The organism is Paenibacillus timonensis, from assembly GCF_022427145.1.
In the GTDB taxonomy this organism is placed as follows: domain Bacteria; phylum Bacillota; class Bacilli; order Paenibacillales; family Paenibacillaceae; genus Fontibacillus; species Fontibacillus timonensis.
The window spans coordinates 21,559-27,629 of record NZ_JAKSXN010000065.1 but is presented as its reverse complement, the minus strand read 5'-3'; the positions used below and the strand labels follow the sequence as shown (position 1 = coordinate 27,629).

At 43.7% G+C, this 6,071-nt stretch carries 6 protein-coding genes; 5 read left to right on the top strand and 1 reads right to left on the bottom strand.

The window, feature by feature from the left end; all coding sequences use genetic code 11:
- Positions 1-174: 174 nt before the first annotated feature.
- Positions 175-555: a DUF2500 domain-containing protein gene (locus tag MJ257_RS20705; RefSeq protein WP_372489864.1), complete on the bottom strand. Its 381-nt coding sequence runs from the start codon at positions 553-555 to the stop codon at positions 175-177.
- Between the two features lie 334 nt (positions 556-889).
- Between MJ257_RS20705 and MJ257_RS20700 the strand changes: the two genes are divergently transcribed.
- The 5 genes from MJ257_RS20700 to hflX all read left to right on the top strand — a co-directional run bounded on the left by MJ257_RS20700 (position 890) and on the right by hflX (position 6,016).
- Positions 890-1,258, top strand: coding sequence for a hypothetical protein (locus MJ257_RS20700; protein WP_240271038.1), 369 nt, complete (start codon positions 890-892; stop codon positions 1,256-1,258).
- A 98-nt stretch (positions 1,259-1,356) separates the two neighbouring features.
- Positions 1,357-2,442, top strand: a complete 1,086-nt coding sequence (locus tag MJ257_RS20695) for an ABC transporter permease (RefSeq protein ID WP_240271037.1) — start codon at positions 1,357-1,359, stop codon at positions 2,440-2,442.
- Positions 2,443-2,449: 7 nt separating this feature from the next.
- On the top strand, positions 2,450-3,709 hold the full coding sequence (locus MJ257_RS20690; protein WP_240271036.1) for an ABC transporter permease: 1,260 nt from the start codon (positions 2,450-2,452) through the stop codon (positions 3,707-3,709).
- Positions 3,709-4,422: an ABC transporter ATP-binding protein gene (locus MJ257_RS20685; RefSeq protein WP_240271035.1), complete on the top strand. Its 714-nt coding sequence runs from the start codon at positions 3,709-3,711 to the stop codon at positions 4,420-4,422. Before MJ257_RS20690 ends, MJ257_RS20685 begins: the two co-directional genes overlap by 1 nt.
- 307 nt (positions 4,423-4,729) lie before the next feature.
- Positions 4,730-6,016 carry a GTPase HflX gene (gene hflX, locus MJ257_RS20680; protein WP_240271034.1) on the top strand — a complete coding sequence of 429 codons (1,287 nt, stop codon included), beginning with the start codon at positions 4,730-4,732 and terminating at the stop codon, positions 6,014-6,016.
- Positions 6,017-6,071: the final 55 nt, after the last annotated feature.

The window sequence follows — 6,071 nt, the reverse complement described above, 5'->3', positions numbered from 1 at the left end:
GGATAAGCGGCTTTTTGGAGTAAATAGAGTGATGAAAAGTTCCTATTTCTCAATACTAGCTATTTTTCTGCGAAATTAGGTGATTTTATCGCGCTATTCTAGCAAGCGAAGAGGTGTCCCAAGATCATCCTTGGAACACCTTCTTTTTCTGGTGCCTCATGCATAGAGGCAGAGTTAGCAAGTACCGCCGCTTGGACGCGGCGCCGTATCGCGCTCGAACGCTACAATCCAGTCGCCCTGGACGGCGGCATAACCGATATCGCCTTCGGCGACGAGGCCGTACAGATTTTTCACGTCCAAGTATTCCTGACGGCTGCCATTATCGAACTCCAACGTGATGTAATAGTAGGTCCGGGAGGACGAGCGGTGCATCGCGTTATTCTCGTTCATGTGACTGGAGCTGCGCCGCACGTCCATCCGCTTAGAGACGATCCGCGCATATCTCGTGTCCCTCGGCGAGCGGGCGTTCTTGGCGTAACGAACCCCATTGGAAATCATCAGCACGATGAAGACGACAAAGATAATGACCATAAAAACGGGGACGATCGTAAACATGATATCGCCGCCGCTCGCGAAGCCGCCTCCGCCAAACGGAGAAGGATCGAATCCGCCCATATGCTCCGCCTCCTTTGTTTTGACCAACAACGTAAGGCCGCCGACTGCGTGCGCCATCCATTGTTCTTTCGTTCTTCCTTATATACGCGGAAAGGGAAAAATTGTTTCAGTGGCTTTGTTTCGGTTGCTCTGCAAGGTGCATTGCAGAGAATTAGTGAAGCACGATGCAAATTGTAAAATATGTAAAATTTCAGTAAATATATGGAATATGGTGAAATCATAAGGTAAAATATGGATGTGGCCGCAACAAAAAAGAAAAGGAGTAGATTGCGTTATGAAAAATCTATTAAAAAAATCGTTTGCTACGCTAGGATTGACAGCCTGTTTAGTAGGAGCTATTTCTTCGGTAGCATCTGCGTCAATCACTTGGGACTCTTGGGCAGATTGGACAGGAGTTGGGGCAATTGCAGATGTACATGCATACACTGCTCAAGCAAATGAACCTTATACTTACCAAATCACTGTTGCAGCTAGTCTTAGTAATGGCGACTACAGATTTGTACCTAAGAATCCAGCATCTTCGACTGATAGAGTTAGTCTTTTTTTCACTTCTAGCAGTCCAGTTAGCAGTGGTACTTCATATCATGAGTGGATCACGACAGATGGTGGTACCCCAATTACTAAAAGCATTCGATTTCAGTAAGACCATTTTTAAAATATAACATCTTAGAAATAATAAAACCCAGAATGTGAATAGGGCAAAATCTGCCCTATTCATGTTTTGGTTATTTTGGAGGAAAAATGCGACAGATCATACAAGATATTTTTATAGGCAGAAAAATATTCATAATGCTTTTTGTTGGATTTCTCTTCACGATATTACCGATACAAATCGCTCTTTCAACCCAGTCCTATTTCGATGAAATCTTTTATGATTCCTTAAACGGTCATTTTCGATATTATTATTCTTTGGAAATAACGAACCTAAAGGAGATAAATCTCGATGAACTACAGAAAATCGCAAAAGCAAATTTTGGTAACTCAAGTGTAATTACCAATGATTTCACAGTTAATGATCCGGAACATGGCTTGATGATAATTACAGGGCTCTTAAATAATAAGTTATGGTCCCCCCCAATACTTAATGGGACGATGATGGAGTCGGAATCCAATGAGATAATCGTTGGTAAAATAGTATCCAATCATGTCGGGACCATCAATGTATTGGGCAGTGAATATAATGTCGTAGGGATTGCTGGAAGGGGCCTAAGCGATGCATATCATTTAAAGGCATATATTCATTTGAACAGTTTGCCGGATCCAATTAAAAGTAACATCGAACGAAGCAAATCTTTGAAGTTGTTGGTCAGATCAAATCAAAATCCAAAGTACGAAATAAGTTCTTTTATTTCCAAGATTAGCGAACTTGATAATGAAGTAAAAGCGAACATGAAAGATGAAACCAGTGTTTATAAACAAGCAAAAGACGCAAGGGGTATGGTGAAGGAAGTACTAAGTTACCCGTATCAACTTATTACGATCGCTTTAATCAATTGTATCATTGTAAGCTATTTGTGGATTTATCTAAAAAGAAAAGATATTGCTTTGAGAAAAGCTTTAGGAGCAAGCAATCTCAATTTATTTGTGCATATTATTACTCAGTTATTGTTATGTGCGTTTCTAGCGACACTTGGCTCCATCTTCATTCAGTTGCTTTTGACGAAATCAAGTGCCGGAATTTTTCAGCATACAAGTTACCTCATTAGCGCAAGTTCATATGTTTTTATCCTTGCGAGTTTGGTTACCGTGATAATTGCGTTAATAACTTCGATTGTACCGGTTTTGCATATATTAAAAATTGAACCTGCCAAAGCATTAAAGGAGTAGACGCGCTATGGTCAGAATGAGAGATGCTTTGAAGGCGCTGCGAAACAGATGGGTAATTTCCGTACTTCTGCTGATTCAATTTACATATGGATTATCTACCATAACAAGTTCCGGCAATATATTTTATAACTTTTACTACCTGAGTAATAACTCGCTTTTAGAGTTGGACAGTACTTATCTAGTTGTTCCCGGAAAAAATTTCGGGATGGTTGAGACTGAAAGATATAAAAATGATAAGCAACAAGTTGAGAAATTATATCGAATGCTTGATCATCATCAGGATGTTCTTTCATATGGCACTTACTATGAGGATATTGTAATACTTGACGAAAAAAAAGGCCCGCTCGACAGCAGATTGATGAAGGAGATGACCAAAAGCGACGGGCTTGATGATCCTTATATAAATGCAATCGTCATTGATGAAAACTATTATCACCTTTTAAACCTGAAGTTAGATAAAGGCCAAGGCTTTTCCAGACAGGATTTCGATAAGAATCACAATCAACAAGTCAATGTTCTCGTCGGATCTTATTTCAAAAAATATTTTAAAATAGGTGATTTCATTAATGATCAATACAGAATTAACGGTTTTTTGCCTGACAAGTACATTGTAAATAATAATTCTACAAACGTTTATTTGAATTTGAATAAAGCCATGTTAATTCCTATGCCTGAAGATCGATACAACAACTATGATTCCATGTATTCGAGGCTATTCTATGGCACCGTATTGAAGTTGCGAGAAGGGGCAAATCTGAATGAGTTAACTCGGATTATTCAACTTCCAGAGAGTAAAGTGAATATAAGTCTAAACAGTCTAGGGAAAGATGTTGGAGAAAATATAAAGGCCACTTTCTATGCGCAAATTCCTCAACTTATATTAGGTTGTTCCTTTATCCTATTCTCGATAATCAGTATCGCAATTACGACAATCGTGTCCATTATGATTAGGAAAAGAGAATTTGGAATCAAATTGGCTCTAGGTGAGAGCACGCGAGGGATATTAGGTCAAATCATTATTGAAAATTCAATTGTTGGGGTTATGGGCACGTGCTTATCTTTGGCGTATTTCATATCGAAGTTCAATAGACTGTTACAGAAATCAAGCGAATTTGATATGGCTAGTGTATTGGATTTTAAAATGAATGGTCCTATTTTTCTGCTCATTTTCATCATTTTAATGACAATTCTGGTCTGTTCGAGTTATATTGTGTATCCATATATTCGAAAACAAGAGATCAAATCATTAATCGGAGGGATGGAATAATGGAGGTGATCAGATTGCGCGAACTTAAAAAAGTGTATCGTCATAAATCCAATGAGACTCTAGCCTTGAGTGGCATTAACCTGACAATTAATCAAGGAGAGTTGGTTGCGATTATGGGCCCGTCAGGTTCCGGTAAGAGCACCTTGTTAAATATTTTGGGCCTGATGGATTCCCCCTCCGAAGGTGAATATTTTTTAGAGGGCCAATCTGTGAATCAGGTCAGAAGACATAAGATTCATATCACGAGAAATCAAATGATCGGTTTTGTGTTTCAGTATTTTGCCTTGCTGAAGGATTACACTGCACAGGATAATGTGATGCTACCGCTCACCTATCGAAGGTTAAGAAATAAAGAGAGGGTTGCCAAGGCAAGATACTATCTCCAAAAAGTGGGATTGGAAGAACACGTGCATAAAAAGCCGGATGAATTATCAGGGGGACAACAACAAAGGGTTGCCATCGCAAGAGCTTTGGTAGGGGAACCTGAAATCATTTTGGCAGATGAACCTACCGGTAATTTAGATCGAAAAACCGGAGAGGAAATTATGGATTTATTACAGGAAATAAATAGAGAAGGCAAGACAATTATCATCGTCACACATGACATGGAGGTTGCAAAAAAATGCCGTCGCATCATTGAAATCGTAGACGGGAAAATCCATACGGACCAGCTTAAAAGGAACTCCTCGATTGTGAACGAATACGAATTGTGATAAACTGGAATCACTATGATAAGAACGGAGGGTTCCGTGTGTTGTACATTAAATTCCGTTTCACCACTTTGCGCGGCTAATTGAATACTGCCAAAGGCTCTGCACCTGTGCAGGGCGAACGGGATAGGTGTGCTATGATAAAGGGAACCGCATGGAACTTTAGAATAGAATATGCCTGATTTGGCCGGGAACGCGGACGGGGATGGTTATCCTTTGTTCGCGGGTTTCGGGCTGTTTTGGGAACCGTTTGCGTAAACACAGGTGCCGTGCCTGTGTTTATTTTTTTCCTAAAGGGAGGAACTCGGTTATGACAGAACAACTACAACAACAATTGGAGCAAAAAGCCATCTTGGTTGGCGTGAATTTGAATCATCAGGCGGATTTCGACTATTCGATGGAAGAGTTGGCCAATTTGACGGAGGCTTGCGACATCGAAGTCGTTGGCGTGCTCACGCAAAATCTGCCCAAGGTCACCCCGTCGCATTATATCGGCACGGGCAAAATCGAAGAGGTACGGGCGCTGTTGGAGGCGCACGGCGGCAACCTCGTTATTTTCAACGACGAGCTGTCCCCGTCGCAGCTCCGCAACCTGGAATCCGATCTGCAGTGCAAGGTCATTGACCGGACGCTGCTGATCCTGGATATTTTTGCGGAGCGGGCTAAAACCCGCGAGGCCCAGCTCCAGGTCGAGGTGGCCCGGCTGAAGTACATGCTGCCGCGGCTCGTCGGGCTGCGGGAATCGCTGGGCCGCCAAAGCGGCGGGGTCGGCACGAAGAACCGCGGCGCGGGGGAAACGAAGCTGGAGCTCGACCGCCGGCGGATCGAGGAGAAGATCACCGCGCTCAGCCGCGAGCTGGAGACGCTGGTCGCCCACCGCCAAACCCAGCGCAAGCAGCGCAAGAAGAACGACGTGCCCGTCGTCTCGCTCGTCGGGTATACCAATGCGGGGAAATCGACGATCATGAACGCGCTGCTCGAGACGTATAGTCCCGGGCAGGAGAAGCAGGTGCTGGAGAAGGATATGCTGTTTGCCACGCTGGAGACGTCCGTCCGCAATATCCCGCTGGAGGATAATAAAGCGTTTTTGCTGACGGATACGGTTGGGTTCGTGAGCAAGCTGCCGCATCACCTGGTCAAGGCGTTCCGATCCACGCTGGAGGAAGTCTCCGAAGCCGACCTGCTGATCCACGTCGTGGATTATTCCAACCCGGAATTCGCGCGGATGATCGAGATCACGCATCAGACGTTAAAAGAAATCGGCATTACCGACATTCCGGCGATCTATGCCTATAACAAGTCCGACCGGACGGAACAGGCCATACCGGAAGTGAAGGGAGATGTCGTCTATCTGGCCGCCAAACCCCGCATCGGCATCGCCGAGTTGGTGGACGAAATCCGCCGGCGGATTTTCAAGGACTATATCAAGTGCACCATGCTGATTCCCTACGATAAGGGATCGCTGGTTTCTTACCTGAACGAACATGCCAACGTGCTGGAGACGAGTTACGAGGAGGATGGCACGAAGCTGGCACTGGAGTGTCGGCAAAGCGACTACGGAAGATACAAGGAGTATGTCATCGAAGCGGTAGAATGACGGGAGACGAGACGTTTGGCCTGATCTGATGGCGTGGTGTCTGTCTTGTTCGAAA